Below are 24,970 nucleotides of genomic sequence, written 5' to 3' on the forward strand. Positions count from 1 at the left end.
GATTATTCATCTTTAATGGCATTACTGACTGTCTCGTAGATTCTTATGATTCTATCTAGACCAGTTACCTCGAATAATGTTCGAATATTCTTGTTGGGGGCAACAATCTTTAGATATCCGTCCTGTAAAACCAATCTTTTATAAATACCGACAAGAATACCTAAACCATAGCTGTCAATATTCGTGGCGTGTGTCATATCCAGTATTACGTACTTTTTTCCATTCTCTAAGAATTCAGAGATAACCCAGTCCTTAAAACTTTGCGCATTTTGTATATCGATAGATCCACCAATCTTAATGACCACAGCTTTTCCATGTTCGGTGTATGTGTACATAGTTTGTATCACCTCTTTCCACCAATTATGCCGAATCTACATAATATTAAGAACGCGAAAGAGCATAGACCAAATAGATCGCTATGCTTGTTGTGAATAATGTGAGCACAGCAACAAAGAAAGTTTCTTTCACAAATATTTTGTTGTTCATTTCTATACCGTATAGTTTCAGTATCCTTGACCACATGATACCTGCCAACGCACCTATGAGTGTTATGTTTCCACCTATGTTTGAACCAACAACAAGGCTCATAGCGTAGTTTATTGGCTTTTTGTGTAATGCTTGCGCAAAGAATATAGTCATTGGCTGGTTTATCATCACGTTCGCAGCGAAAGCTGTAATAAACGTCGTCAATACGGTGCCAACTAGTTCGTTTTTGAAGTTAAAAAGCGAGCCTACGTATTTCGTTATTCCAAACCTTGTAAAAATATGCACAAATACAAAGAACGTTAACACCATCGGTAGCATCTTCCAAGGGACTCGTCTTAATGTATCAACTAAGAAAGTAAGGTTGTAATCAAACCTTCCGACTTCAACTACGACTTCATCTCTTTCAGAAAGTACATCTGAGAAGGCCGTATTCAGAAGAAGATATATCCCTGAAAATATCAAAATTGCCTTCCAAAGTTGTAGACCAATCAAATCACCTATCGCTATTGTAATAAAGAACAACATAAAAAATCCGCTTGATAAAAAAGCATAGCGTTTGTCTTTGATTGCGTTTTGAAGTTCTACTCCATTTTCACTACTTTCGAGTGTAATGGTAATTTCTTTGGGTAGTGTATTTCTATATTTGAGATAAAAAGCAATGAACGATGTAATTATAGCTACAATCGTTGGAAAAAACATCAGTTTTGCGTATCCAAAAAAGGTAAGTGAATAAGCTTGAGCTACTATAACATTAGTTGGATTCCCAATGTAAAAGAACATACTCCAAGTATTTGATGCAAAGAAGACAGAAATCAAATACGGTATCGGATTAATTCCTGCGTACTGGCTTATGTAAACGATAATAGGCGTAAGTGTCAAAGTCACGATATCGTTAGATGTAAAGATCGTAAGTACACCAGCAATAAGGACGAGATTTACAAACAGCTTTTTCCCCGTCTTGGAAACGCTTGCAAATCTGTACGCAATGAGCTTAAGGACTCCGGAAGCATCGAGAGAACCACATATGTAAGCCGAACCAAAGAATATTATCAGTATCTGCCAGGGAACTATATTCATCTGCGGCATTATAGCTGTCTTTATGGTCGTTAACGACGCAATGCCTGAGGCTATCAACAATCCAAGTACTCCTAAGGATACTCTTGCGTAGTCTAAAACTACTCTCTTGTTTCTAAAAACAACTTCAGGCTCTTTTATAACAAGATACACGGTAGCGAAAAACAGATGAATCGTGATTATCGTTGCTATCATCCATATCACCCGTCGGACGATGAAGATAGAAAAATCACATAAGAAGGCCCTTAATAATCAGCTCAGTAGCTTCATCTTCTGTCAATCCTTTTGCCATAAGTGTTTCAAGTTGCTTCTCACTTACACGGCCTATCGAAGCTTCATGGGTCAACTCTGCAAGGTCATTTGTTATTTTTAGAATAGGGGTAGTTGATACCACAACTTTTTCGCCTTTTGTAATTTCCTCACAAGAGATGTGAGCTCTGGAATAAGGTGCGTTGCCGTAAGCTTCGTTTAGAACATTTACTTTAGATTCATCAAGTCCGACAACAACAGTCTTGGCAAGGCCCCTCGCTCTTTCTCCATTTAGATAAACTACTTCGTTTATGTCCACTTCATCATTCTTGGAAGCTTTTACTTTGCTGACAAGTTCACCTACGGCATTTTCTTTTAAGGTTAGGTTCATTTTCACTTCCAGTCTTCCGACTCTTGTCTTTGTAAGGTGGAACGTATTCCTGTATACTCCACCATTTTCAACTACAGCATTAGTTGTTGTCTTAAGCGTTATTGTCCCCGCATCACTATGGTAATGTTCATCGTTATATTCCATGATGGCTCCTTCTTCGACAACTACGTTGGAAACGGCTTCGTGTGTGAATTCCTCAGCTTGCGGAAAAACGCAGTGAGCGGTGAATTTAACCTTGGCGTTTTTCTTCACTCTTATGTTGAACACAACACGCTGGTAGCCCTTCTTTTCTAAATAGCCTGTGCAAACATGAATAGGAAACGGAATTTGGACATTCTCCTCTATTTCCATATCGACCTGGACACCATCTTGCATTGTTGTGGGAACTAATTTCAAACCTGGGACGTTGTTAAGACCTATTACACGGTTACCGCTTATTATGATTGAAGCTATCCTTTTATCCATAAAGTTCGAAGCATCAGTTCCAAGTTTTTCCGCTGTTTTAACAATTGCCTCAAATTCCTTTTTCACATCCATACTTTCATCTCCCTATTTCCCGAGTTCGTTATTTTGAGGAATATTCGGATGTGTACAAGCTTCACAGGTATTTCGGAATGCGTTTAAGACATTTTCTGTTTTACCGTGCATTAAAACCTTGCCAGCGCATATTAGATAACCGTAGTCTGTGTTGTAAGCCATCTCTTCTCTGTGTGTTATTATAATTGGTGTTCCACCATATTGCGCGATGTAATTAACAACATCGTTGATTATGTTCAAGCTCATCAAGTCGATCCCGGAATCCGGTTCGTCTAATATCGCGTATCTTGGTTTTAGCAATATTATTGATGCCAACTCTACGCGCTTTCTTTCTCCACCACTCAGCGTTTTGTCAACAAACCTTTTAAGATAAAGATTGGGATTGAGCCCTACGAACTCCATTGCCTCGATAACCTCGTTTTTTTGGAGTGCGAGTTTCCCACCTAATGTCAGGTAACTTTCTATGGTCATTCCCTCAAATCTTGCAGGCTCTTGCCACATTAAGGTAATTCCAAGCTTGGCTCTTTCTGTTACTGTTAAACTGGTAATGTCCTTGCCGTCAAGCATGATTTTCCCTTTGTAGGGTTTGTACGAACTCAGCCCCATTATAACGTATCCTATCGTGCTCTTTCCTGCACCGTTTGTTCCAATTACTGCGTATTTATAACCTGGTAAAAACTTCATAGTCACATCACTTAGTATCTCTTTTTCATTAGTTCTGTAGGATATCTCAACCAGCTCTAACATCCTTTTCACCTCGTCCAACAATTTTATTATCCTATTTTGACTATTTTTCCATTTTCGAACTTGGCTATTAATCGAAAATGATCTATCATCTGACAGAATTCCAAATCTTTCTCAAAGCCCAGTTCCCGCAACCTGTGTGCGTGCTCTCCTGAAAAATCTGGACGTTTCAGTGATTCCCAGAGTTTTAACGCTATAATGGAGCTATCTGACAACCGGTGAGAACGTTTTCTAACAATTCCAAAAATAATCGCTCCTGCAACTTGGATGTCTTCGTAAGATGCTTCACCGTTGTTCCCAGCACAAATAATCGCAATATTTGTATAAGCGTCGTAACCGCTGAGCATGTTGACCACCGAACTTAAATTGAGGAAAGAAGCTAATAGAACTTTCTGAGCTATCCTTGAAGCACTGAGTATAGAACTAGTTCCGTTTGTTGTAGTCAGAATAACAGTTTTTTCCTTTACGGTTTTTTCATCGTACTCGAAAGGAGAATTCCCCAAATCGAAACCTTCAATCTTCTGTCCTCCTCGTTCACCACCCAGAAGATAACCTGGGTTATAATACTTCAGACTCAAGGCTTGCGCGATATCTGAAACTGGTATAACACATGTTGCACCATTCGATAAGGCAGTAATTATCGTAGAAGTTGCACGTAGTACATCAATTACTACCGAAATATCGAAATATTTAATCACGTCAGGTACTTCCGAATCTATTTTCCGTTCAAATAACTCCACTTCTTTGTAGTTGAAGAACGTGTAAAGCAAAAAAATCACCTCAGAGACAATTATACACCTCTGAGGTGGGATTAAGTGAAAAACGTATTGTAGCAATTAGTACAGAGTATTAATTTTTCGTAAATTTAGACCTTTCGTGTAAAACCTTGGTAAAATCATCAACAGACATAGGTTTACCAAAGTACTAACCTTGGAACAACTTGTAACCGATCATCGTCAATATTTCGAGCTGCTTTTCATTTTCTACTCCTTCAGGAATCGCATCTAAGTTGAATGACCTTGCGATGTTGTAGACTGCCTCTAGTATTTTTATTGAGCGTGAATCTTCCGGAATTCGCGATACAAACGACCTGTCGACTTTTATCTTTTTCAAAGGTAGTACTGTTAAGTATGATAATGAAGAGTAACCGGTTCCGAAGTCATCTATACACAGCTGGCAACCAAAGTTCAAAAGCTTCTCAACATTGCTCTTCACCGTTTGGTTCATGTCGATAAGTATGTTTTCGGTAAATTCAATAACTATCTTTTTTGGTTTTATCTCATAAGCAGAAATGATTTCAATGAAGCGTTCAGCCATATTTGGATGTCTTAGCTGAACTGGGCTAACATTTACATCGACAAATGCTATAGAATCGTCGTTACTAGCCATGAACTCACAGACTTGCCTTAGCACTTCTTCACCAACAGATATAATCATTCCGTTTTCTTCTAAAAATTTTATAAAATCAAGCGGTGGGACTATAGAACCGTCTTTTTTTAGCCAGCGTAGAAGCGCCTCTGCTCCAACTATTTCTGAATAAGAGTTACAAATAGGTTGCAAGAAGATCTTGAGCTCGCCATTGAAAACAGCTTCTTTCAACGCCCGCTCCTTTGTTGCTAATTCTTGGAGTTCGTTGTCAATAAGAGCACTGTAATAAACCGTGCCATCTCTTGAAGACTTTGCTCGTGAAAGTGCGAGGTTAAGCTTTCTCAATACGTCTTCGGCATTGTCCATCGAGCTAAAGATATGTATCCCTGTTGAAAACTTTATCTCCAAGATTTCGCTATTTACATTGTAGAACTTTCTTAATTCTGCTTCAAGTTTTCCTACAATGTTTGCAACAGTTGCTTTTGCCTGCTTATAGTCTTTTCCAACTTTTTCGAGCAAGATCCAAAATTCATCCGCATAAGGTCTTCCTATAGTGTCTCCCTCTCGAAGAACTTGTTTTAATCTTTTTGCAATTTCTCTTAGCAACTCATCCCCAAAGCTATGTCCCCTGGTACTGTTGAAAAGGGAGAAATCCCTGATATCTATGGCGATAACTGCGTTGTAATCATCTATCGAAGAGAACTCAATCGTTGAGGATAGCTTTCTTATGAAATAGTGTCTTGAATAAAGTCCTGTTAGTGGGTCCCTTTGCAGAACATTTCTTGCGATGTTCATAGCTTCCCTTTCAGCGGTGATATCAGTGTATATTGCGTATATAAGCACTTCTTCGTCGGTTTCAATTACGGAGACAGTAATCCTAACATCAACCAGCGTACCATCTTTTCTTCGCCTTGTCGTTTCAACTCTCAAGAATTTTTGCTCAAGAACTAAATTTCTAAGTTTATCAGACTCTGTTTCCAAATCTTTTGGCAATATTAACTCATCAATAGGTTTTGCGAGAACTTCTTCCTTGCTATAACCAAACATAGTAAGAAATTGGTTGTTGCACTCCTTGACTATCCCATCTTTGTCCAATATCACAGCACCATCAGGGATGTTTTCGAAAAGTGTTTTAAAAAATGCTTGGGTTTTTTCTATGTGCCTCTTTGAAGCAATTTCACTGGTTACATCCTTTAGAATAACAAGCACTGTACCATCTTTTTCGTATTCGGTTGTGGAAATACTAAGAAACTTGTTATTTTCGAAAATAATCTCACCGTTTTTCTTGATTAAATTTCTTATCTTTGCTTCTACTCTCCCAATTGTAGCTTCTCTTCCCAAACCAAGATGTTGTGAGGCAGATTCATTCATATCAAGAACACGTCCGTTAACACTATCAACTACAATATACCCATCTTTGGAGTATTCGTACGCTTTAAACCTTGCTGAGAGCAAAATTCTTCGCCATGCGTAATTTATGGTCAAGAGATTTAAAAACATTACTGTATGCGATAGAATAAACGAAAGCAGCGTGTAGTTAAAATTTGCGAGATATACCGCAACTGTGCCAGACATGCCAAATATAAATATTAAGATGGTGCGTTTCTTCGTTTTCTCGTCAAGCTTCTTACTCTCAAATATGTATTTAGCAGCCAATGAGAGCAATATTACAGCGAAAATGAAGTATGTCCAAGGAATAAACGAACCATGCGGCCTAATTTTTTCTGGACCGTAAAATACAGTCTTTACCTCGCCAGACCAAAATAACTTGTGGTATTCGTTAGTGAGTGCTAAAATTAAATAAAGTGTTGGAATGGTATATAGAAATAACATCTTATTTTTGGACTTTTCTGTTCCTGAAAAATCCAAAGTAAATGAAAACACGGCAACCGGTAAGTAAAGTAAAAGTATGTCCTGAAATTTTTCTAATAACAAGATGTTAGTTACTTCGTATTTGAAAAACTCTGTACAACTAAATAGCAATACGTGCACAGCAACATGAAGAGCACCTTTTGAAATTCTGTAAACCTTTCTATCTAAAGCATACGCAAAGTTTACAACAGATACAAGTACACCTATCATGGCCAATATTTTGTTGACAATCAACGTAATATCAACCACTCCTCATGTGCTGCTTTCTTAAGTTCTTTGAAACTATTTCCAAAAGAAATTATACCATATCTTAAATCAAACTTGTGTGATATGACGTGGAAAAATTGTAAAATTAGGATAAAATATCCTATCAAGTGCTTTAATTTATAATCACTAAGCAGGGGGTGTCATCGATGGGACCGTTGGACATTCATAGATTGTTGCAAGGAAAGTACAAAATAACCGTGCCATTGGAAGTTACGGAAGAAAATCTCAAATACCTTTATACACCAGGAGTTGCAGAAGTTGCAATGGAGTGTGCAAGAGAGCCAAGTAATGCTTTCATATATACAAGGCGAAAACGCGTAATAGCAGTTGTAAGTGACGGGAGCGCAGTTCTTGGACTGGGAAACATTGGACCGTACGGAGCATTACCTGTCATGGAAGGAAAGGCGATGCTTTTTAAGGAATTTGGAAACTTGGATGCATTTCCGATATGTCTCGGTACTCAGAATACGGAAGAAATAATAAGCATTGTAAAAGCACTTGAACCTTCGTTTGGCGGGATAAATTTAGAAGACATTTCCGCACCAAGATGCTTCGAGATACTGAAACATTTGGATAGTGAAACTTCAATCCCCGTATTTCACGATGATCAACAAGGGACAGCTGTAGTTGTACTTGCGGGATTGCAAAATGCACTAAAATTGGCTGGTAAGAGAATATCCGATGTAAAGATAGTGGTGAATGGAATCGGTGCTGCAGGGTATAATATCACCAAACTACTTCTAGAATACGGTGCGAAGAACGTATATCCTTGTGACGTGTACGGATTACTGAATGAATCCACAGCTTTACACGAGTATCATCTAGAAATATCCAGGTTAACTAATCCAAAGAATATAAGTGCAACGCTCAAAGAGTGTTTAAAAGACGCAGATGTCTTTATTGGGGTTTCGAAAGGTAATCTACTGACAGGCGAGGATATTAAACAAATGGCAAAGAATCCCGTAATATTTGCCTTAGCAAATCCGACACCAGAGATAATGCCTGATACAGCTTATGAAAACGGTGCGTTCATTGTTGCAACAGGTAGATCTGATTTTCCAAATCAGGTGAATAATCTCCTTGCATTTCCAGGAATTATGCGAGCTGCGGTAGAAAAACAAAGAAAGATTACACATACCATACTCTTGAAAGCGGCTGAAATCATATCAAAAACTGTGGAGCCAAGCAGATACATGATACTCCCTAAAGCAACCGATAGAAGATTGCACGAAATGCTTTATAAGGGTCTAATCGAAATTTTTGATTAGTTGACATGGAGGTGGAAAAGATGACAACATCGATGGAAAGGAAAATTGCCAAAGGTTTTCTCATCTCAGTAATCTTCATACTCTTCATTTGTGGTCCCGTCTTCGCAAGTAGTGCTACGACAAAGCTATTTGTTTTCTTGAGTACAGATAACTTCGTGGGCGTGGAGTTGAGAGCATCGACGGATATGTATTCGCACCTTTACGCCAATATAGGTATAAATCAGCTTACTTTTGGACTGAGATTGTCCTCTAAACAATTGCAGGGTCTGTACATTTCTCCGGGTTTTTATATGAAATACGCTTCCCCATTATTTGTTAACTTTTCTGTGGGGTATACATTCAAAGTTTCTGGTGCTGAAAATCTATTATTTTTGTTAGAAGCTGGTGGTAAAAAGTTGTTTGATAAACCTGAGAGTTTTATAAACTTTGCTGTTTATTTGCCGTTCTGACGGAGATCACTTAGTGGAACGTCATTCTCCACATATTTATTAACCTACGAAAGGGGGATACTATGAGAAATCTGTCGTACCTTCTTCCTGCGATTGTTAACTCGGTCGCTGTGGTTTTTGGAAGTTCAATAGGTTTCCTTTTCAGAAAAGGAATATCCGAAAGATTTCGAAGGGTACTTTTTGCTGCCGTAGGGCTTTCTACAATCGGTATAGGTTTAAAGATGATTCTTGGAGCTAATAACTTTCTTATTGTGTTGTTTTCAATGGTTGTTGGTGGTGTGATTGGAGAGTTTTTTGATTTGGAAGGAAAACTGAAAGCCATTGGTGACAACATCAAGGAAGGGGACTTCTCAACAGGGTTTGTAACGTCATCTCTGCTTTTTCTTGTTGGACCTATGACCATTGTAGGTTCAATAACGGCAGGATTAAATGGGGATGGAAATATCATATACACCAAATCGTTGCTCGATTTTATTTCATCAATAGTGCTCTCTTCAACTTACGGTTTAGGGGTTATGCTTTCGGCATTGAGCGTTTTGGTCATACAAGGCGGTATTACTCTCTTTGCTAGTTTACTCACGTTCTTAACATCGCCTGTTTACTTGAATGACTTGGTTGCCGTCGGTGGATTAATGGTTTTTGGGATTGGCTTGAGAATATTGGAAATAAAGGATCCGAAAGTTGGAAATTACCTACCTGCACTTTTGGTTTCACCTGTGCTCACCTTTCTTACAAGCTTCTTAAAATAACACAAAAAGGCCCCCGAGTCGGGGGCCTTTGTGATAAAGAAATAATTTTATTCTTCTACAACAACGTCAGCTGAACCTTCCCAAAGACCATGGATGTTACAATATGAGAGAGCTATAAGTTTTGAAGTCTTTTCAAGTTTTATTTTTACCTTCACAAAAGGTTCCTCAAGTGTAGGTGAAAAGTCGTAGCGTCCTATTCTAAGGATGTACGGTGCACCTTCCGGCATAGCGTAGAGTTCGATCCATGCAATATGGTGTTCCACTGTGTTTGGATGCGGAATCTCTTTTCCAACAGATACTTCTACCTCAAACCACTCACCCTTTTTAACTTTTTCCGGAGCGCAAATAACTGGAACGTGCTTTTCTCCTTTAAAATCACCAGATTTTACAAAATCACCTATCATTTTCTCCCTCCTCTCTCAGTCTCTTAAGCTTCCGTAAGCAAGAAAATTAGAATTCAACAAAGGCGGACTTAGGAGCTCCGCACACAGGACATTTTTCAGGTGCTTCATCTTCCGTCGTATAACCGCAGACTGAACAGATGTAAATCTTCTCAGCCTCGTAATCTTTTCCTTCATTCACAAGATTAAGCGCCTTCTTATACATTTCTGCGTGAATCTTTTCCGCTTCAAGAGCGTAGTGAGTACTGATTTGAGCTTCCTTTTCCCCCTGCAGTTTAGCTGTTTCGTTGTAAACGGGATACATTTCTTCTACCTCGAACGTTTCACCGGCTATACAAGATTGAATATTTGCTGGATTATCCCCCAACTTCTTGAGCGCCTTAAAGTGGTTTCTTGCGTGCACAAACTCTGCATAAGCAATAGCCTTAAAAAGGTTTGCTAATTTCTTTAAACCGGACTTCTCAGCCTCATCGGCAAAGATCAAATACTTCATGTGTGCCATAGACTCGCCTGCAAAAGCATCTTCCAAGAACTTTTTCGTCATATCCCTCATGTTCACACCTCCCCTTGAAATTTAGTATAGCAGCTCCCTTTTTTCATATTAAGGAGAAAGGGAGCTGCCACTCGCTCTTATTCATTGCATTAATGACCCAAACAGTTCTTACAAATACCGACCAAAGTAAGCTGGACATTGTGCACTTCGTGCCCATCGATATTCGAAATGTTGGGCAGTTCAACGTTAAGCTCAATATCGTATATTTTCTTACACTTTGTGCAATAAAAGTGGTGATGATTTTCTCTAACAAAGTCGTACCTGATGGCATCAGGAGTGATAATAACCTTAACTAAACCAGCATCTGCTAAGGCTCTAAGAGTATTGTAAACAGTCGCCCTTGAAAGAACTGATAATTTCTGCTCTCTTACAAAATGCTCGTAAATTTCGTCCGCGGACGGATGTGAATACGTATTACGGAGATACTCTAGGATCTCCACTCTGTGAACCGTTGGTTTTACTCCCTTTTCTTTCAACAATTCGCGTATTTCGCTTCTCGTATCAATCTGTACCATTCAGCCGCCTCCCGTTATCGGTATAAAATTTTACAAAGTCCAAGTTTATTTTACCACGAATATGAAACGATTTCAAGTAAGCTTTTCTGTTATACTTTTGTGAATTTTCTAAGACACTTGCGACTTAATTCTGTATTTGACAATTCTAATCGATTGTGGTACACTGAAATTAGTCTTACCTAAGTAAGTGACTTCATATGTATAAGGAGTGATGATGAATGGGGTGCGTTTTTTGGAAAATCTTAGAAGGCTTTTCAAAGAGTTAAGAAACATGTATAGAGCAATTAAACTGGATAAAGAATACCTCAAGCGCTTAGATCCTTCTTTTGAAGTTTCTTATCAGTACCGTTTTCATGCTGGATTCAGGTCGCTAAAACTTTACAGACTCTCGCATGCCTTTTACGTATCTGGTTTTAAATTCATAGCCTATTTTATATACCACATTAACCGCGTGTTGTACACCGTTGATATTCATCCGGCAGCTGTTTTGGAACCGGGTGTTGTGATAGACCACGGTGCGGGTGTTGTCGTTGGCTCCACGGCTATAGTTGGTAGTGGCACAGTGCTATACCACGGCGTTACACTCGGTGCAAAGTACATAACCAAAGGCAAACGGCATCCAACTGTTGGAAAGAACGTGATCATAGGAGCGGGAGCAAAAGTGCTTGGCCCTGTGAACATCGGTGATAATGCAAAAATTGGTGCAAACAGCGTTGTTATTTCCGATATCCCCGATAATGCCACTGCCGTAGGTATTCCAGCGCGAATAGTGAATAAAAATTATCGCGATGATGAGAAACTAAGTGTCTCTTTTTCTTCGTATACTGATAAAAAAGAAAAATCTGAAAGGTCTGATGACCTTTGTCCAGAAGAATTAGTAAATTTGGAGGTTGCTAAGCAATGAATACGTCTTCTCTTAACCAGACAATCTCTAAAAATATAACCGCAATTCGGAATGTAATGATTGGACAGACACCTCTTGTGTACCTTGAAAAATACTCAGTGTACGCTAAGCTTGAAAGGAATAATCCAACTGGAAGCATTAAAGATAGGCCTGTGTATTTTATGGTATTAAGGGCCTTACAGGACGGATTGATAAATTCTGATACTGTTATCGTCGAACCGACAAGCGGTAATACGGGAATTGCACTTGCTTGGATCGGTGCAAAGCTCGGGATAAAAGTGATAATTACCATGCCTGAAACTGTTTCCATCGAGCGTCGCCAGCTTTTGACAAGTTTGGGAGCGGACGTTGTGTTAACTGAAGATATGACGAAGGCTATTGAAAAAGCCAGAGAAATCGTTTCCTCCAAATCTGCTTTTATGCCAAACCAGTTCGAGAACCCGGAAAACGTTAAAGCTCACTTTTTAACCACGGGGCCAGAGTTACTAACTCAAATGAATTATCAACTGGATGCGTTTGTTGCAGGAATCGGAACTGGTGGAACGATAACAGGTGTTGGAAAATTTCTCAAAAGTTTTCGTTCTGATATCAAAATCATCGGAGTGGAACCGAAACAATCACCTGTTGTAAGTGGTGGAACAGCTAGAAAACACAAGATACAGGGAATTGGTGCGGGTTTTGTACCGAAAATATTGGACATCGGAATCATCGATGAAATAGTTCAAATAGATGACCAGGAAGCTATCGAATGGGCAACTAGGTTATGGAAAGAAGGTATATTCGCAGGTATCTCGGCCGCAGCTAATTTGATTGCAAGTGTACTGGTTAGAAAGAAGTATAATTTAGAACGCGTCGCGACGGTGTTTCCAGACGATGGTTCTAAGTACATTTCTGTTTTACCGGGTTAATAAGCTGAGCAGATGGTCTGTGTAAAAAACAAACGTGTGCACGCCCGTGGCGTGCACACAACAGTATAGAGACAGCTCCCACCTATCCCCAGTACCCCCATTACTGCTCATAGTATATCACTTCAGCACGTACCATGTCAAATTTTCCACGATTGTTGTTTCCAAAATTTTCTTCTTTGGCTTAAATAAATAACTTTGACAACTTTCACTGTTTTCTATGTTGTTCTGCTCCAAACCCAGGCGTTTGCAAAAAGAATTTGCCTTTTTGATAATTTTATGATAAAATAGAGCCAAACCAATTAACATATGATACTAGCTTTAATCTCTACAGAACAAGGAGGATAGGCATTATGGAGATTTTGAAGGTCAGTTCAAAGTCAAGTCCAAACAAAGTTGCGGGTGCTATTGTCGGCTCACTCAAGAAGAACGAGAAGGTTGAGATTCAAGCTATCGGTGCGGGTGCAGTTAACCAAGCATCTAAGTCTTTGGCTGTTGCAAGAAGGTTTTTGGAGCAAGAAGGCTTGGATTTGTACGTAGTTCCAGCATTTATTGAAATTCAAATCGGTAACGAAACACGAACAGGTATATCTTTTAAAGTTTATCTCCAAAAAAAGTGAACTCTAAGGTTCTAATTGGAACCGAAAGACTGTAATGGAAGATGGAGGAACGCTTGGAAGAGCTCAAGGCTATCGCAAGTGCTTGTATAACAGATAACAGAATCTATGAAATAGTTTATACAATCTCACGGATGTCAGAAGGAGATTTGCAGAACTTTCGTAGCAAGGTTGTCGGTTATTTCATGGCAAGAAATTCACCGGAAGATATGGAGGCGTACAAGTTTTACAAAATCATATTGGAAGATGAAAATGCCAAGAAAGTTCTTGAACTGTACGAGGAAATCAAAAACAGAAAAGGACAATAAGCTCTTTTGAAAATAGGTGCCGTTCAGGCACCTTTTTTAAACACATCACAAATGAAAGAGGTGACAACATTGAAAGTCGGTGGTCAGGCAGTAATTGATGGTGTCTTGATGATGGGAAAAAAGGTAGTAGTAGCTGTTAGAACCCGGTCAGGTGAGATCGAAATTCGTGAGCTTGGTTATCCAAATGTTCGTGGGAAATGGGCGAAAATACCATTCCTGAGAGGTTTTGTAAGCCTTTATTATTCGCTTTATTTTGGTATGAAAGCTTTGAATTTAAGTGCTGAGATATCTTCTGATGAAAAGATGAAAAAGGGTGAAGGCTTCTTTTCGATCCTTTTTGCCATTTTACTGGCAGTTGGATTGTTTGTAGTTCTTCCCGCTTACATAACAAAGTGGTTAGGGTTTAAGGATAACGAGTTTTTGTTTTCGCTAGTCGATGGTTTGATTAGATTGGGGTTTTTCTTGGCCTATGTATTCTTTATTTCACTATTCGAAGATGTCAAAACTGTCTTTAGATATCATGGTGCAGAGCATAAAGCTGTCCATACATATGAGAACGGCGAAGAATTAACGGTCGAAAATGCGAGGAAATATTCAACGATACACCCAAGGTGCGGAACGAATTTCGTCATGATATTTTTAATCATCGCAATTCTAGTGCATAGTCTCTACGGACTTTTTGGAGTTACGATGCTTGGTCGAATCATCTTCAGAATCGTTGCAATACCCGTAGTTGCAGGCATTTCTTACGAACTCTTGAGGCTCTTTGACAAATATCCGCGAACGAGGTTTTTGGCGGTTCCCGGAATGATTTTGCAAAAACTTACGACCGCCGAGCCTGACGACTCACAACTCGAGGTTGCCCTCGTCTCCCTTAGACACGCCATTGGAGTTAATGAACCTGTTGTTTCTGATGAACCAAAGCTGGAAAAAGAAAATCAAAAAGCTGATACCGAGGTATATGAACAACCCGAATTTCTTGGTTGATAGTAAAACAAAACCTAATGTCAGTGAGTAAGCGATGATTAAAAAGAACACATCTCCAAAAAGCAACGTTCCTATGTGATGTAGATGGAATCTATCAGGTTTGAATGGGTTCTTCCCCAAAACCAGCCTCCTCAGAAATGAGGAGGCTATTTCATACATCGGGTAACCAAAGAACACAATCGCTTTTGTAAGATCTCTTGTGGTATTCTGGTGTGAAATAAGTAAATAGGCAATCAGAAATGCACCGGAATCACCCATAAACAGTCGATCGAATATGTTGAAAAAAAGCAGAACAAAAAGGACAGGAAGATACACAAAATCAAGCTTGAAAGCGAAATAAATTATAGCGACCCCGACGAGAAGTCCGTTGATGCCATCGATAAGGTTAAAAGCATTCAAGAGTGCAACGAATAAAAGAAAAGTAAGCAAGTTATCAAGACCAAAGTTGTTTGTAAATATAAAATGAGACGTGCTCACAAAAAGAAGACCTGCGATGGATTGTAAAACCAATTTTGTGTAATAAGGCAGCTCTATCAAATCATCGATTAAACCTATTCCAAACACTATGTATAACGCTAGTTCTCTTTTTAGATCCGAAAACCCATAACTTGACTTCAAATAAATCACAAACGCAAAAAGAACCAGACCACCAACAAGTGGAACTGGTTTTGAATGTTCTTTCCTCTCCGATGGATGGTCAAGCAAGATGTTAAATCTCTTGCACAAGATAGAAAGAAATACACTTAAGACTATACTAATAGTAAACCCAGCCAAATATTGGTTCAAGTGAAGAGCCTCCGTTATCAACCATTTCTACATTTCTAAAATTTCAGAACAAAAGAAAGATAGGTGATGGCAATTGCGAGATTCCACGCGCTGAAGACACCGACTATCTTTTCTTCAGTCCAACCAAGCAGTTCAAAATGATGATGGATAGGTGCCATCTTGAATATCCTTTTTCCCCTGATTTTATAGGAACCGACTTGTAGAATCACACTAATCGTTTCGAGCAAGAATATACTGGTGAAAAAGATAAGAGGAAGTTCATTGCTTGTTATCAGTGCGTACGTTGCTATGTAGGCGCCCAGAGCTAATGAGCCCGTGTCACCCATAAATACCTTTGCTGGTCTTGTGTTGTATACGAGAAATGCAAGCAGGGGCATAACCAGAATCAACAATGAAATTGCCTGATTGTAATTTCTTACCAGCATTAGGAAAGGAGTCGCACTTGTTATGAACACCCATCCGGCGAGTCCATCGAGCCCGTCTGTGAGATTGGTTGCGTTGGAGTATCCGGAAATCAAGAACATTGTGAATATGTAGAAGAACCATTTTGGAACCGAAAAACCAAACACTGTACTCTCGCGGTATTGGAGCACCGTGTAAGCCACCCATATCGAAAATAACATCTGCAATGCGAGTTTTTGCCAAGCTCTCAGTCCAAGAGAGCGTTTTTTCGCTATACTAACAAAGTCATCCAAAAATCCAATAAAGCCGTAGAACAGCATCGTTAACAAAAGTTCTTTTTTTACACCAAGCACAATACCTGCAACCAGTGCTATCGCTAAAAATACAATGCCTCCAGCCGTAGGAGTCCCTTCTTTGTAATTATGCAAGTCTGGACCTTCTTGTCTGATGTACTGTCCAAGTCTTAGTTTTTTCATGTAATTAATATAGCGAGGAAAAACGAAAAGGCCTATTAGGAATTCGGCTATCAGAACTATTCCGGAAAATAAATTCGATGTCTGCATCTAGCTTTCCTCCTCAAACTTTTTTATTTGTTTGAATTTTCGAGAAGTTCATTTACAATCTTATCCAGTTCGACTGCTCGTGATGCCTTGAAATACAGCGTACCTGAAAATTCGGAGGTGAGTATTTTTTTCTTAAGGAACTCTACGATTTCCTCTTGCTTATCACTTCTGAAAATAAGATTTGACGGAGTGATATCTTTTGATTCCTCTTCTTTATCGTACACAACAACACCGTCAACTTCTTCAAGTAAATTTGAAAGCATTTCGTGGTAGTGCTTTGAGTACTCACCGAGTTCTTTCATTGCTCCAACAACTGCGTAGGCAGGCCTTGGAAAATGTTCTTTAACTTCCTCTATCCCATGCTTAAAGGATTCGTAACTGGCGTTGTAAGTGTCGTCGATTATGTAAGCTTTGCCACAGGTATGTATGTTGAAACGTCCTTTTAACGGTTTAAAACTCAAAAGTCTTATTGGGTTAAATAAAATATCAAGCATATCAGCAACTGCAAAGGCAACAAGCACAGAAGTCGCCATGGCTTTTGTCCAGAAACCAGGCAGGGAATAATAAAATTCTCCTTCAATCGTTTCGAAAGTCAATAATGTGCTCCGTCCATCAAAAGTTCTTTCCTTTAGAACATAATCGCCACCTTTTGTACCAAAGTATTTACAGTTTCCACATCTCATTCTTTCATCATCAAAATTAACCAAAGCTTGCTTTGAATTCTCAACAATCTGCCATTTGCCTTTGAAGATCTCATTCACGCTTCCCGTAACGCCCACATGTGCACTTCCCACATTTAGGAGAACTCCTATGTTGGGAGGGAATAGCTTGCAAAGGTATTCAATGTCACCAACGTTTCTTTGAGCCATTTCTAAAACAACGATCTGTTCTCCACGGTAGGAATTAATTATCGAAAGCGGCAGTCCAATTTCTGAATTGAGGTTTCCTTCATTTTTAAAGGTCCGAATTTCAGCACTGAGCACCTCAGCAACAATCTCTTTTGTCGTCGTCTTACCATTAGATCCCGTTATACCAACAATTTTTGGATTGAATTTTTCCAATATCTTGCTTGCGTACATACCGAGGAAACCAACTGTGCTCGGAACGATCAATTGATTTGGCAATCCTAAGTCACGTTCTACAACAACTGCAAATGCTCCCGCTTGCAGGGCTTGCTTAACAAAATCGTGCCCATCAACTCGATTGCCTTTTATAGCGACAAACACATCACCTGGCTTTACTTCTCTGGAATCTGTAACAAATCGATGACCAACGAGATCCGTAAGTTCCATTTTGTTCTCTCACACTCCATTAAACTTGTCTATTTATCCAGGTCTCTTATATGATTCTTGTTGATCTTCGAAAGAATTATATCCAAAGCGACATCTCTGTCTTTGAAAGGAACTTTTAATGTCTCTGTGAATATTTGATAAGGTTCATGACCTCTACCTGTGATAACTACAACATCTCCGCGTGTTGCCAAAGTTATAGCTGTGTCTATTGCTTCACGCCTATCAAGAACAGTGAGTGAAAGTGAATTGGGTTGAACCCCTTTTTCAACGTCTTTTATAATCGCCTCCGGGTCCTCACCGCGAGGATCGTCTGTTGTAAGTATTGCAATATCAGCAAGTTTTGTTACGACTTCAGCCATCATCGGCCTTTTCCCTTTATCAGCTTGTCCTCCGGCACCGTAAACAACGATAATCCTTCCTTTTGCCAACTTCCTTGCAGCAAGTATTACCTTTTCAAGCGCATCGGGAGAATGAGCAAAATCTATAATCACTTCAATTCCCAGTTTCCTTGCTTCAGGTATTGGTTCGAATCGTCCGTCCACACCTCTAAATGTGCTAACGTAGCTGATAATCTCGTCCGGCTCGTATCCTAACTCGAATAATCCTGCAACAACTAAAGTAACATTGAACGCATTGTAGTCACCTATCATTTGCGTGTAAACTTTCTTCGTACCATAAGGAGAGGTTAACGTAAAGGTTGTTCCATTCCATGTGGTTGATATATCTGAAATCTTGTAAATCGCGCTGTCACTCGTACCGAATGTTATGAGCCTTGGTACTTTTTTACTGACCAAAAGTGGCGCGTAATCCTCGTGAACCACAGCTATTCCGTCCTTTTTGAGCAAATCGAACAGGTGAAGCTTTGAGTTTACGTAGTGTTCGAAAGTCGGATGGTAATCTAAGTGATCCCTGGTTATATTTGTAAGGCCTGCTATATCAAATCTGATAGTTTCAACTCGTGCTTGATGAAGCGAATGGGAGGAAACTTCCATAGAATAATAGCTTCCACCCTTCTTAACAGTTTTAGACATGTTTTCCATAATTGTTAGTGCATCAGGGGTAGTATTGTGTATGTAGAACTTATCACCCACTATATCGTTTATGACCGTTCCTGATAAGCTTCCTGTAAGGCCAAGTTGCTGCATTATATGGTGGAAGAGATGAGCACACGTGGTTTTGCCATTCGTGCCAGTCACTCCGAAGGTTATCAGTTTGTTGTATGGATGTTCGTAGAATTCTGCAGCGAGGAAGGCTTCAGCAAGTCTGCTGTCGTAAACTTGAACATAAGGGAGGTTACTGTTAATCTCTCTTTCAGTGACGAACGCAATAACTCCATTTTCTCTGTAAAGGGTCTCGACTATGGTATGTGAGTCAAAATTGGTTCCCTTTCTACAAATAAACAATGAACCGGGAGTAGCTTTCTTTGAATTGTTGTAAACTCCGGTGATTTCCTTTTCTCTTAGTTCTTCAGGTATGTTGTCAAAAACGATAAACTTTTGGATGGCTTCTAAAAGATGCTTTAGTTTCAAAATAATCCACCCCTTTTACTAGCGCAAGTTTAGGTCAGCTGTTAAAATTATATCACCGCTATAGAATTATTCAACTGCCGACCAGTTCGGAGTCCTTCAAGAGGACGGGACCTTAGCACTTCTCAAACCATTTTCTAATGGTTTTGAATTTTTGTTGCAATTCTTAGATCTTTGATTTAAACAAAAAGTCCCTCAGACTATCTGAGGGACTCAAAAGTGAGAAATTTCGCACTTTTTATCTTTCTAAAGTTTAGCAATCAAGTCGTAGAATTTCTTAAGGTCTTTCTCATCTACGCTCCTTATCCCATGTGATTCAGAGAGTTCCCTTTGAATATTTTCCAAATATCCCAATGCTGTGTTCTTCCAGCTATATCTTTGTGCAAGTTCTATGGATCTTCTGGAATCAAACTTCTCCAAAGCTACCAGTAATTTCACAGCAATATCTTTGGTATCGGTCGGATCTATTAATAATCCTTCGCCATTTGAAAATATCTCAGCTGGCCCTCCGTTTTTCGTAACGACAATTTTCAAACCACATGCAGCTGCTTCAACAACCGCAAGTCCAAATGGTTCATAAAGCGCTGGCAAGACAAATACAGAACCTCTTGCAGCTGATACACGGTATAAACTGGCCAGATGTTTCTGATCCGATATATTAGCAAAGAATACACTCTTTCCTATTTCCTTTCCGGCTTCTTCGATGATCTCTTGCAAAATTAAAGCATCTTCTGATCTTTCTCTACTTACATACTCTAAGACATCGTTAACGCCACGTACGACAATAAGTAGGTTAGCCTTTTCTTTCAAATCTTCGTTTTGCAAGAAAGCTCTAACTACAGCAATGTGGTTCTTTTTTCTGTCCAATCTACTGGACATTATTATAAACGGTAATCTGTGCCTTTTTACAGGAGACTTTGAAAGTAATCGTTCGATGTAGTCGCTTATTTGTTTATCTTCAGGCTTTGGTTCCTGGTTGAAGATTTTATGGTTTATTCCGGGAGGGATAACTTTGAATTTGTCAATGTATGGATCCGCTTCATATAATTTGTGTGAATATTGCTCATATCGTTCCTGATTTGTACTACAAACTATAAAAGAAGCGTATTTTATAGCAAGATTTTCTGCAGCAAGCCGTACGGAGAACTTGTATTTCTTTTCGGCCGCCTCTTGAGACATCCCAGATTCCAAAAGCTTTTCAAGCTTCCATGCCCCAAGTGAATGTGCCGTAAATGAAAATGGTATTCCCGTTTTCTCAAGGAACATTACTCCTGAAATACCACCATCTGCATAGTGGGTTGTCACAAAATCTGGAAATCTGCCTTCTGACTTGTAAAATTCGTAGATCTTCTCAACATAGTCAGGAAGATACTTCCAGAGCTCTTCTTTTGGTAAAAACTTCTGCCCTCCAAACGGTATTCGAACAATACGAACATTTGGTGCTTCAGGATAATAATCGTAGCTTTCCGCAAACTCCGGCCAATCTTTATCAATTATCTGCCTTGTAATAATGTCGACTTCTATCCCCAGCTCGCTCATCGCCTTTGCAAGCTCTTTGACATAAACTAGCTGCCCTCCAAAATCTGGGTGCTCGGTTAGATGACTATCGTTCTTATCAAAATTTCCCTGCGGATTAAAGAATGCTATTTTTTTCACCAAATACCTTTCGCTCAAGGTCTCACCTCTATCTTTTTCCAATTTGCTTTTCAATTTCTCCTTTTAACGCACTTATATCGACATCTGCACCAACAAACTGTACGATGTAACCGGCAACCATCGCACCTATCTTACAAGCCTCGATAAAATCGTACTTGTTGATTAGCCCGTAGTACATACCGGCCCAAAATCCATCACCAGCTCCGGTTGCATCGACGACTCTCTCGGCTACAGCCGGTATATGGGTTACTGACTTGCTTTCATCAAAAACGGATGCAAAAGCTCCATCTCTACCAGCTGTCAAAACCACGTATTTGGCACCACATTTGTGAAATTGCTCTACATAATATTTGACCACATTCTCAGTGAATTCGTTCGATTCTCTCGATTCGTTTGACGGTGTTCCAAGAATCGCCATTGCATCGTCGAGAGAAGGTTTTAAGTACGTTGTGTATCTCAAAAGTTCAAACACTCTATCGCGTTCTATTTTTGAGCACTCAAACAACTTGTCTCGGCAATTTGGGTCAAAAGAGATAGAAATTCCTCTTTCTACAGCCTTTCTAACTACTTTCATTGTCATCTCGTATAGGTCTTTGTGAGTTAATGTCCAACAACTTACATGAACAATACTAATTCCATCCAAAATCTTGTCTATTTCATCTTCGCTCAACCTAAGAAACCTATCTGCTCCTCGAATTACAAAAAAATCAGGACTTTCCACAGTCTTCTGAACAAAGACAAGAGTTGTTCCATATTTGTTGTCTATCTGAACTGAAGAAATATCTACCTTCGCCTGTTCTAATTTTTTCACAATCCTATTACCGATGGGATCGTTTCCCACACGCGATACAATTTTAGTTGGAACACCAAGTTGGGAAGCAAACCTTGCGATATTTCCCGGTGAACCCCCCACTTTTAAAGTGAAATGTTCTGCACTGGTAAAATCTTCCTGGGTTATCAAATCGGCTAAAAGTTCTCCAAAAAAAAGTATCATGCCAGATTCATCCTTTCACGGCACCTGCACTTAGTCCTGATATTATTCTGTTTTGGAATATCAAAACCAGCGCTACCAACGGTACTGTAACAATGACGGCGGCGGCCATCAGCTGACCCCAAGGTTGTTCATATTGAGTCCTTCCAGCGAACAAAGCTATGGCAACAGGAACTGTGTAATATTGCGGTTTCTGCATAAATGTAAAAGCAAAAAGGAACTCGTTCCATGCGGTTATGAATGTTAAGAGTCCTGTGGCAACAAGACCTGGAGCAGACATAGGAAAAACGATTTGGAAAAGTGTCCTCAAACGAGAGCAACCGTCAATAGCGGCTGCTTCTTCTATCTCCTTTGGAAGATCTCTGAAAAAGTTTTGCAATATCCAAGTGGTGAGCGGCAACGTGATAGCAACGTACGGAAGGATCAATCCTTGGTAAGTGTTTATCATCCCAAGCTTTCGAAGTATTACAAAAAGCGAACCTAAGATAGAAATCTGAGGAAACATGCTGACGGAAAGAATAAGGGCCATGACAAATGCTTTACCTTTCATGTGCAGTCGTGCTATTGCATAGCCTGCAAAGGAGCCAAATATAAGTGTTGTAAGCGTAGTTATACCGGAAACCACTATACTGTTCCAGATGTTTACATGAAACGGCCTCTCCAAGAAAACTTTTACGTAATTTGAAAGCGTTGGATTCCTTGGCCAAAATGTTGGATTCGGATCAAAGAGCTCTATGTTAGGCTTTAAGGAAGAAATAATAGCCCAATAGAACGGAAAAATGCACCAAAGCAAAATGAATATAACAGCTATAGTTAACGTTACTTTGTAAATTAATCTCTTCGTTTTTGTAGACATAGCAATCACCTCTTGCCTTTCAGGTCTTTCAGTCTAGTTTTAACTTCAGCGATTTTATGTAGATTATTGCAAATATAGAAATCAACAAGAAGATAACCACGGATAGGGCAGAACCGTAACCAAACCATGCTCCCGTGAATGCTCTATCCATCAGCAAGACTCGGTTGTAAACTGCCAGTGTTTCTGTGCCTACGCTTCCTCGAGTCATTATGAATACAACATCAAACACTCTTAAAGCATCCAGCGTTCTAAAGATTAGCGCTACAGCTATCGTTGAACTCAGCATAGGTAAAGTAATTCTTGTAAATCTCTGGAATAAATTTGCGCCATCTATTCTTGCGGCCTCATACAACTCTTCTGGAATCAACTGCAAACCTGCAAGTATGAGTAAGGCCATAAAAGGTGTGGTCTTCCATACGTCCACTGCGATAATTGCCCAAAGTGCGGTATCAGGCGAGCCAAGAATTGGGAATCCAGGCTCTACGATGTGTAACGTTTCTAAGAGTTTTGTCATAATTCCTCCCTGGTCGTTGAACATCCATTTCCACATCTGCGATGATATTGCTGTAGGTATAGCCCAAGGAATGAGCATAGCAGCCCTCACAGCTCCTCTGAATTTGAAAGGCTGGTTACAATAACAGCAATCAAAAGGCCAAGAACAGTTTCAAGTGCGACTGATACGACAGTAAATATTATCGTTGTTTTCAGCGCTGCAAGAAAACGTTCGTCATGAAAAAGCTCTATGTAATTTACGAAACCTACGAATTTTCTTTCAATGTCTGGCCTAAGTCCAAATTCAAAGAAGCTATCGTAAAACGTTTTAAAAAGAGGAAAGAACGCAATGACAGAGATTACCAAAAGTGCAGGTAAAACCATCCACCATGCCACAACTGTCTCTCTTGTTTTTGCTCTCAAAAGCTCCACCTCCGTGTTCTTAAAAAACCGGGGGATGAACCCCCGGTATTGATACTCGTGGTTTTACTTGGTTTTACCATTTCACTTTCCGAGCACTTTATTCAATTCTTTTGCCATATCTTCGATTGCCTTCTGTGGTGTTGTCTGTCTCGTCAAGGCTGCATGAACGTATTTCTGGATAACGTCGGAGATTTCACTGTACTTTGCTGTTCTTGGCCTTGGAACTGCGTTAACAAACATTCCATACAATTCAAACATGAATGGAGCCGCCTTTTTCAGGGCCGGGTCTTTATAAACATCCATCATTGTTGGGTTTTGACCAGCGTTAACTGCTTTGTAAAGCTGCTGGTCATAGCTTGTTAAGAACTTGATAAGCTTCTTAGCTGCTTCTTTCTCTTCTGGTGTTGCATTCTTGTTGATACCAAGCATCCATCCACCAAGTGTTGCCGCAGACTTTCCTGCTGGACCTGCTGGAAGTGGTGCAACTCCAACCTTACCAGCAACTTTCGATTCCTTTGGATCGTTCAAAAGTGCCCAAGCGTATGGCCAGTTCCTCATGAAGACAGCTTGACCGTTTTGGAATGTTCTCCTTGCTTCTTCTTCCATGTACGTTGTTACCGCTTGTGGCGAAATCTTGTGTGTGTAAATGAGATCAACCATGAATTGAAGAGCTTTTACAGCAGCTGGGCTGTTAATGACAACATTTCCTGCATCATCAAGAACGTCTCCACCAAACGAAACGAGATATTCCATAAAGTCACATACCAAACCTTCGTACCTTGCGCCCTGCCATACAAAACCGTACATGTTCTTTTCCTTTGCTGTTATTGTTTTTGCCATATTCACAAGTTCATCCCATGTTTTTGGTGGGTTCTTGAAACCGTATTTTTCAAGCAAGTCTTTTCTGTAATAAAGAATTCCAGCATCTGTGAACCATGGGATAGCAACTATTTTTCCTCCAACAGTTGCTGCCTTAACTGTACCTGGAAGGAACTTTGAAAGTTCAAAATAGTCTTTATCAGCTGTTAAGTCTTCAAGGTACGGCGCGAATTCCGCTGGCCAAATAACATCAAGCATCAAGACTGTCGGCTCTTTTTCACCAGAAGCCAAGTACGTAACATAAAGGTCATGTCTTTCCGTTGATGAGTTCGGCATCGGCATGACTGAGACTTTGATGTTTGGATTCTGTTTCATAAAAACATCAAGTTGAGCATAAAGAACTTCAAGTTCTTTACCGACTGCACCCGCCGTCATTGTTATGGTAACCCTCGAAGCAGAAAACGCTACCACCGCAAGTGTTAATAACAGAACCGCTAATAAGAACCTTCTCATACTGCCA

At 39.7% G+C, this 24,970-nt stretch carries 24 protein-coding genes and 2 pseudogenes; 8 read left to right on the forward strand and 18 right to left on the reverse strand.

Features of this window, described 5'->3' with window-relative positions; translation table 11 throughout:
• Positions 1–2: 2 nt before the first annotated feature.
• The 6 genes from CBS1_RS10205 to CBS1_RS10230 form a co-directional block, all read right to left on the reverse strand.
• Positions 3–335: an STAS domain-containing protein gene (locus tag CBS1_RS10205; protein WP_033191156.1), complete on the reverse strand. Its 333-nt coding sequence runs from the start codon at positions 333–335 to the stop codon at positions 3–5.
• A 46-nt stretch (positions 336–381) separates the two neighbouring features.
• Positions 382–1,755 (reverse strand): ArsB/NhaD family transporter, encoded by a 1,374-nt coding sequence (locus tag CBS1_RS10210; protein ID WP_090222355.1) that lies wholly within the window; start codon positions 1,753–1,755, stop codon positions 382–384.
• 34 nt (positions 1,756–1,789) lie between these two features.
• Positions 1,790–2,737 carry a SufB/SufD family protein gene (locus tag CBS1_RS10215; RefSeq protein ID WP_033191158.1) on the reverse strand — a complete coding sequence of 316 codons (948 nt, stop codon included), beginning with the start codon at positions 2,735–2,737 and terminating at the stop codon, positions 1,790–1,792.
• Positions 2,738–2,749: 12 nt separating this feature from the next.
• On the reverse strand, positions 2,750–3,484 hold the full coding sequence (locus CBS1_RS10220) for an ATP-binding cassette domain-containing protein (RefSeq protein WP_090222353.1): 735 nt from the start codon (positions 3,482–3,484) through the stop codon (positions 2,750–2,752).
• A gap of 26 nt (positions 3,485–3,510) precedes the next feature.
• Positions 3,511–4,251, reverse strand: a complete 741-nt coding sequence (locus tag CBS1_RS10225) for a 2-phosphosulfolactate phosphatase (RefSeq protein WP_062946212.1) — start codon at positions 4,249–4,251, stop codon at positions 3,511–3,513.
• A 154-nt stretch (positions 4,252–4,405) separates the two neighbouring features.
• Positions 4,406–6,955, reverse strand: coding sequence for an EAL domain-containing protein (locus tag CBS1_RS10230; protein WP_090222350.1), 2,550 nt, complete (start codon positions 6,953–6,955; stop codon positions 4,406–4,408).
• Positions 6,956–7,134: 179 nt separating this feature from the next.
• On the opposite strand from CBS1_RS10230, the gene CBS1_RS10235 reads away from it, so the two are divergent.
• From CBS1_RS10235 to CBS1_RS10245, 3 genes are all read left to right on the forward strand, one after another.
• Entirely contained in the window at positions 7,135–8,256 is a 1,122-nt protein-coding gene (locus CBS1_RS10235; protein WP_090222348.1) for an NAD(P)-dependent malic enzyme, read from the forward strand.
• Positions 8,257–8,276: 20 nt separating this feature from the next.
• The gene (locus tag CBS1_RS10240; protein ID WP_090222347.1) at positions 8,277–8,705 is read left to right on the forward strand and encodes a hypothetical protein; all 429 of its coding nucleotides are present in this window, start codon (positions 8,277–8,279) and stop codon (positions 8,703–8,705) included.
• A 62-nt stretch (positions 8,706–8,767) separates the two neighbouring features.
• Positions 8,768–9,454, forward strand: a complete 687-nt coding sequence (locus tag CBS1_RS10245; RefSeq protein ID WP_033191163.1) for a DUF554 domain-containing protein — start codon at positions 8,768–8,770, stop codon at positions 9,452–9,454.
• Positions 9,455–9,501: 47 nt separating this feature from the next.
• Here the strand turns inward: CBS1_RS10245 and CBS1_RS10250 are convergent, their stop codons facing one another.
• The 3 genes from CBS1_RS10250 to CBS1_RS10260 all read right to left on the reverse strand — a co-directional run bounded on the left by CBS1_RS10250 (position 9,502) and on the right by CBS1_RS10260 (position 10,923).
• A complete protein-coding gene (locus CBS1_RS10250; RefSeq protein ID WP_033191164.1) occupies positions 9,502–9,858 on the reverse strand; it encodes a class II SORL domain-containing protein in 357 nt (118 codons plus the stop codon).
• A 46-nt stretch (positions 9,859–9,904) separates the two neighbouring features.
• Positions 9,905–10,408 (reverse strand): rubrerythrin family protein, encoded by a 504-nt coding sequence (locus tag CBS1_RS10255; RefSeq protein ID WP_033191165.1) that lies wholly within the window; start codon positions 10,406–10,408, stop codon positions 9,905–9,907.
• An 89-nt stretch (positions 10,409–10,497) separates the two neighbouring features.
• The gene (locus CBS1_RS10260) at positions 10,498–10,923 is read right to left on the reverse strand and encodes a Fur family transcriptional regulator (RefSeq protein ID WP_033191166.1); all 426 of its coding nucleotides are present in this window, start codon (positions 10,921–10,923) and stop codon (positions 10,498–10,500) included.
• Positions 10,924–11,146: 223 nt separating this feature from the next.
• Between CBS1_RS10260 and epsC the strand changes: the two genes are divergently transcribed.
• The 5 genes from epsC to CBS1_RS10285 all read left to right on the forward strand — a co-directional run bounded on the left by epsC (position 11,147) and on the right by CBS1_RS10285 (position 14,644).
• A complete protein-coding gene (gene epsC / locus CBS1_RS10265; protein WP_407918643.1) occupies positions 11,147–11,827 on the forward strand; it encodes a serine O-acetyltransferase EpsC in 681 nt (226 codons plus the stop codon).
• Positions 11,824–12,735 carry a PLP-dependent cysteine synthase family protein gene (locus CBS1_RS10270; protein WP_241685525.1) on the forward strand — a complete coding sequence of 304 codons (912 nt, stop codon included), beginning with the start codon at positions 11,824–11,826 and terminating at the stop codon, positions 12,733–12,735. The genes epsC and CBS1_RS10270 overlap by 4 nt, the downstream gene beginning before the upstream one ends.
• Positions 12,736–13,085: 350 nt before the next feature.
• Positions 13,086–13,352 (forward strand): stage V sporulation protein S, encoded by a 267-nt coding sequence (locus tag CBS1_RS10275; RefSeq protein ID WP_033191168.1) that lies wholly within the window; start codon positions 13,086–13,088, stop codon positions 13,350–13,352.
• 53 nt (positions 13,353–13,405) lie between these two features.
• The gene (locus tag CBS1_RS10280; protein WP_033191169.1) at positions 13,406–13,657 is read left to right on the forward strand and encodes a hypothetical protein; all 252 of its coding nucleotides are present in this window, start codon (positions 13,406–13,408) and stop codon (positions 13,655–13,657) included.
• A gap of 69 nt (positions 13,658–13,726) precedes the next feature.
• A complete protein-coding gene (locus tag CBS1_RS10285; protein WP_090222344.1) occupies positions 13,727–14,644 on the forward strand; it encodes a DUF1385 domain-containing protein in 918 nt (305 codons plus the stop codon).
• 228 nt (positions 14,645–14,872) lie between these two features.
• On the opposite strand, the pseudogene CBS1_RS10725 reads toward CBS1_RS10285, so the two are convergent.
• The 9 genes and pseudogenes from CBS1_RS10725 to CBS1_RS10330 form a co-directional block, all read right to left on the reverse strand.
• A pseudogene (locus CBS1_RS10725) lies at positions 14,873–15,271 on the reverse strand (MraY family glycosyltransferase); the annotation flags it as partial.
• 194 nt (positions 15,272–15,465) lie between these two features.
• Positions 15,466–16,395 (reverse strand): phospho-N-acetylmuramoyl-pentapeptide-transferase, encoded by a 930-nt coding sequence (gene mraY / locus CBS1_RS10295; RefSeq protein WP_033191171.1) that lies wholly within the window; start codon positions 16,393–16,395, stop codon positions 15,466–15,468.
• A gap of 23 nt (positions 16,396–16,418) precedes the next feature.
• Positions 16,419–17,687, reverse strand: coding sequence for a UDP-N-acetylmuramoyl-tripeptide--D-alanyl-D-alanine ligase (locus CBS1_RS10300; protein ID WP_033191172.1), 1,269 nt, complete (start codon positions 17,685–17,687; stop codon positions 16,419–16,421).
• Positions 17,688–17,716: 29 nt separating this feature from the next.
• Positions 17,717–19,216, reverse strand: coding sequence for a UDP-N-acetylmuramoyl-L-alanyl-D-glutamate--2,6-diaminopimelate ligase (locus CBS1_RS10305; RefSeq protein WP_033191173.1), 1,500 nt, complete (start codon positions 19,214–19,216; stop codon positions 17,717–17,719).
• 243 nt (positions 19,217–19,459) lie between these two features.
• The gene (locus tag CBS1_RS10310; RefSeq protein ID WP_241685526.1) at positions 19,460–20,887 is read right to left on the reverse strand and encodes a glycosyltransferase; all 1,428 of its coding nucleotides are present in this window, start codon (positions 20,885–20,887) and stop codon (positions 19,460–19,462) included.
• 10 nt (positions 20,888–20,897) lie between these two features.
• The gene (locus CBS1_RS10315) at positions 20,898–21,863 is read right to left on the reverse strand and encodes a carbohydrate kinase family protein (RefSeq protein WP_090222343.1); all 966 of its coding nucleotides are present in this window, start codon (positions 21,861–21,863) and stop codon (positions 20,898–20,900) included.
• A gap of 7 nt (positions 21,864–21,870) precedes the next feature.
• Positions 21,871–22,716 carry a carbohydrate ABC transporter permease gene (locus CBS1_RS10320; RefSeq protein ID WP_033191175.1) on the reverse strand — a complete coding sequence of 282 codons (846 nt, stop codon included), beginning with the start codon at positions 22,714–22,716 and terminating at the stop codon, positions 21,871–21,873.
• Between the two features lie 28 nt (positions 22,717–22,744).
• Positions 22,745–23,592, reverse strand: a pseudogene (locus tag CBS1_RS10325) (carbohydrate ABC transporter permease).
• A 120-nt stretch (positions 23,593–23,712) separates the two neighbouring features.
• Entirely contained in the window at positions 23,713–24,963 is a 1,251-nt protein-coding gene (locus CBS1_RS10330) for an ABC transporter substrate-binding protein (protein WP_090222341.1), read from the reverse strand.
• Between the last annotated feature and the right edge of the window lie 7 nt (positions 24,964–24,970).

It is taken from the genome of Fervidobacterium changbaicum (assembly GCF_004117075.1).
Classification (GTDB): domain Bacteria; phylum Thermotogota; class Thermotogae; order Thermotogales; family Fervidobacteriaceae; genus Fervidobacterium; species Fervidobacterium islandicum.